Source organism: Streptomyces sp. NPDC127084 (genome assembly GCF_042724175.1).
Taxonomy (GTDB): Bacteria; Actinomycetota; Actinomycetes; order Streptomycetales; family Streptomycetaceae; genus Streptomyces.
Map to the genome: position 1 here is coordinate 1 of NZ_JBHXFA010000124.1, position 3,526 is coordinate 3,526.

A 3,526-nucleotide genomic window follows, 5' to 3' on the forward strand; every position below is an offset into this window, starting at 1 on the left:
GGCGTCCGCTGGGCCGACCTCCGCTTCAGGACCTTCCATACGCGGAACGCGGAAGATCCCGAAAACATTCACATTCGTCGCCATGCCAGTGACACAAACATGACTGAGCTTCGAAGGAAACAGGGAAGCTCTGGGGGCCGGAACATGAGGGGCTTGAACGTGCAGGGCCGTACGGCTGGCTCGCGCAGCCGCAGCGGTGGGACCCGGGTACTGCGGCGGGTCGTCGGCGTGCTCGCCGTGACCGGGGCCTGCCTCGCCCCGACACCACCCCCGGCACCGTCCAGTACCACCGTGCCTACCCACCTTGCGGTCTCGAACTCCCCTGATCCGAACGGATCTGGTTCCGGCGGCCCGGACTTCGGCCTGTCGAACAGCTCCGAGTGCGTGTTCGGCGGTGATGTCATCAAGTCCACGCCCTGGTCCCTGCAGCGCGTCCTCCTGGACCAGCTGTGGGAACGAGCCACGGGCAAAGGCGTCACCGTCGCCGTGATCGACACCGGCGTCGACAAGGGCAACCCGCAACTGAGCGGCGCGGTGGCAGGCGGCGAGAGCTATGTGGGCGGCCTTGGTACCCAGGACATCGCGGGCCACGGCACCCGGGTCGCGGGCATCATCGCCGCGCGTCCCGTCAAGGGCACCGGCTTCGTGGGCATCGCGCCCGACGCGAAGATCGTCTCCTACCGCTACACGGGCGGGGCGGAGAAGGAGGGCAACGCGGGGACGATGTCCAAGGCGATCCGGGACGCCGTCGCCAAAGGCATCCGGATCATCAACATCTCCTCGGACACCGCGAACAACCAGGACGACCCGCTACTACGCGGAGCAGTGGCGGACGCGGTGAAGGCCGGCGCCCTCATCGTGGCCGCGGCCGGCAACGACGGAGTAGACGGCAAGTCAGCGAACACGTATCCCGCCTCCTATCCCGGTGTGCTGGCGGTGGCGGCCTCCGACCGCAACGACGAACGAGCCTTCTTCTCTCAGGCGGGCGATTTCGTCGATATCGCGGCGCCAGGCGTGGGCATGGTGTCCACGGTTCCCCAGGGCGGCCAGTGCACAGCCGACGGCACGAGCTTCGCGGCTCCGTACGTCGCCGGCGTCGCGGCGCTGCTGAAGGAAGAACACTCGAAGTGGACGGCGTCGCAGATCGCGACCCGTATCCAGCAGACAGCCCAGCGCCCCGGACGTGAACCGAACCGCTACATCGGCTGGGGCGTGGTCGACCCGGTAGCCGCCCTGACGGACGACTCCGTACCGGCCTCCACTCCGACCCCGGACCCGCCCGTGCAGGCAGGCTCTGGCGGAGTCGTACCCATCGCGGTCACGATGGGCGAGAGCGAGGCGGAGCGGGAACGCCGGGTGGCCGTCTACGTGTTGGGGCTGGGGATCGCGCTCGCTCTCCTGGTCGCGGGCAGCGGGGTCGCCGTGAGGGACTGGCGCAACAAGAGGACAAGCCGAGCCGGACGGTCCGGGTAGCCGGGCCCGGGTGACGACCCGGGCACCGGACGGATACCGGTGACGTGAAAGACAGGCGAGAGGACAACGGGGTATGAGTAACGGAATGCGGGTCGATCTGAGCGCGCTGGATGAGGTCATCCGGAAGCTCTGGACACTGCTCGACGACATGGACAAGGCCGGGCAGACCTCGAAGTACAACACCGAGATCCCGATGGACGCTTTCGGGAACACCTGCTTGTTCATGGAAGCAGGAGATCTGCAAAAGGCTCACATAGACGCGAAGACGCGGCTTGAGAGCGCGATCAAGGGACTTCACGGCCTGATCGACCAGTTCGGTACGAGCACCTCCAAGGTGAAGGACAAGTACACCGAGCAGGAATACGCGACCAAGGCCCAAATGGGAGGCGGGACCGGGAGTTCGAACGGCTCGTTCGCCAAGTAGTCCGATCGAGAATCACCCGGTAGAAGGAGGAGTTCAAAATGGCCGGTGACAAGGATCTGCCCGAGCCCGACATCGAGTACGCCCCCTGCGTCGCAGACCCAGATCGACCTCAGGTAAAAACCCAGTTCATCGACTATCCGCTCAAAGAGCTCAAGGCGATGCTCAATCTCATCGATCCCGACACGATCGAGGTGGTCGGGCGCCACTGGGCCTCGGTCGAAGAGATCCTTTCTGGCGGCGAAGGAGGCGGCGTCGCCGGTACGCTGGACAAGGCTGTCAAGAATGTCCTGGAGCATTGGGAAGGGGACGCGGCCCGGAGCTTTGAGAAGAAGGCTCAAGAGATATCACAGAGCATCAGATATGCCGCCTGGCATGCGGACATCAACAGCTCCCAGATGGCCGACGCCGCTTTCCAGCTACGAAAATTCAGCGATGAGCTGAACGACATTCACGAGCCGAGCAACTGGGCCAAGCTCGGTGACGCGCTCAGTGACTGGGACTGGGACGAGGGCGAGGCAGTCGCCGGCGATCTCAAGGACCGCAAGTTGACCGCCGACGAAGTGGCGAAAATCAACGAGGGCAAGATCGGGGCGAGCAGGGAGGCTCATCTCCAAGGCGTCGCGGTCATGGAGAACCTCGCCGCCCAATACATCCGGGTCACGGGAAACCTGAAGAGAAACCGTGTGATTGAAGAGAAGGGCCACATCAAGGAGCCCAACCGTGACGTGGAGTACCCGCCGCCTGTCACGGGTGGTACGGGAGGGGCTTCACGGCCAGGGGCATCCGGTGCGGCTCCCAAGCCGTGGAGCGCAGGTCCGACCACTGGCGTCAAGCCGGCTCCCAGGGTGTCCGGCACCCCGGGCATCACGGGAGGCACGACGCTACCGCCGACGGCCAAGACGAACGTGGACAGCATCAACCCCGGTCTGACGGGGCGCGGTCCCGTCACCAACCCCAACATTGGTGGCGGCGGTGGCAGCGGCCCTGGCACCGGCGGCACTCAAGGTCCGGGCGTCTTTGCGACTGGCGGAGGACCCGGACTTGGCCGTGGCGGCACAGCCGGACGGGGCGGCATTGGAACCGGCGGCCGCGGAGGCTTGACGGGCGGCGGCACGGCCGGTCGTGGCGCCGGAGGTCGAGCCGGCATCGGAGGTATGGGCGGAGGCGCTGGCGCTGGTGGGGCCGGGCGCGGCGGTGCCGCCGCTGGCGGCCGTGGAGCCCTGGCGAAGGCCCGAGGGGGTGTTGTCGGCGCCGCCAAGGGGGTCACAGGCAAGGGCGCCGGTGGTGGTGCAGGCTTGCACGGCAGCCGTGGTGGCACCCAACGCGGAGCCATGGCTGGTGGCATGGGAGGTGCCATGGGTGGCCGCAACGGCCGACGCCCTGGCGACGAGAACAGCCGAGGCGAGCGTCCCGACTACCTGGTTGAGGACGAAGAGACCTGGATCTCGGAAGAAGACCGCAACCGGAACGTACCGCGGACCATCGAGTAGGCATATGGGCGAGGGCGCCGGCGCAGCCCAGGCGGGCCCCCCCCAGGGGCCCCGCGACCCACACCCCGGGGGTTTATTGGTGCACAACAAACAAAAAGTCGGGGGGGGGTGGACCCCGGGGGGTGGGGGGGTAGACTCT

Annotated in this window: 3 protein-coding genes; all 3 read left to right on the forward strand. The window is 66.8% G+C overall.

Annotated features, from left to right (window positions below; all coding sequences use genetic code 11):
• Positions 1-291 precede the first annotated feature (291 nt).
• The 3 genes from mycP (at position 292) to ACFWI9_RS25050 (ending at position 3,387) form a co-directional block, all read left to right on the forward strand.
• Positions 292-1,473 carry a type VII secretion-associated serine protease mycosin gene (gene mycP, locus ACFWI9_RS25040; RefSeq protein WP_387165299.1) on the forward strand — a complete coding sequence of 394 codons (1,182 nt, stop codon included), beginning with the start codon at positions 292-294 and terminating at the stop codon, positions 1,471-1,473.
• Positions 1,474-1,546: 73 nt separating this feature from the next.
• The gene (locus ACFWI9_RS25045) at positions 1,547-1,897 is read left to right on the forward strand and encodes a hypothetical protein (RefSeq protein ID WP_387165300.1); all 351 of its coding nucleotides are present in this window, start codon (positions 1,547-1,549) and stop codon (positions 1,895-1,897) included.
• 38 nt (positions 1,898-1,935) lie between these two features.
• The gene (locus ACFWI9_RS25050; protein WP_387165301.1) at positions 1,936-3,387 is read left to right on the forward strand and encodes a hypothetical protein; all 1,452 of its coding nucleotides are present in this window, start codon (positions 1,936-1,938) and stop codon (positions 3,385-3,387) included.
• Positions 3,388-3,526 lie beyond the last annotated feature (139 nt).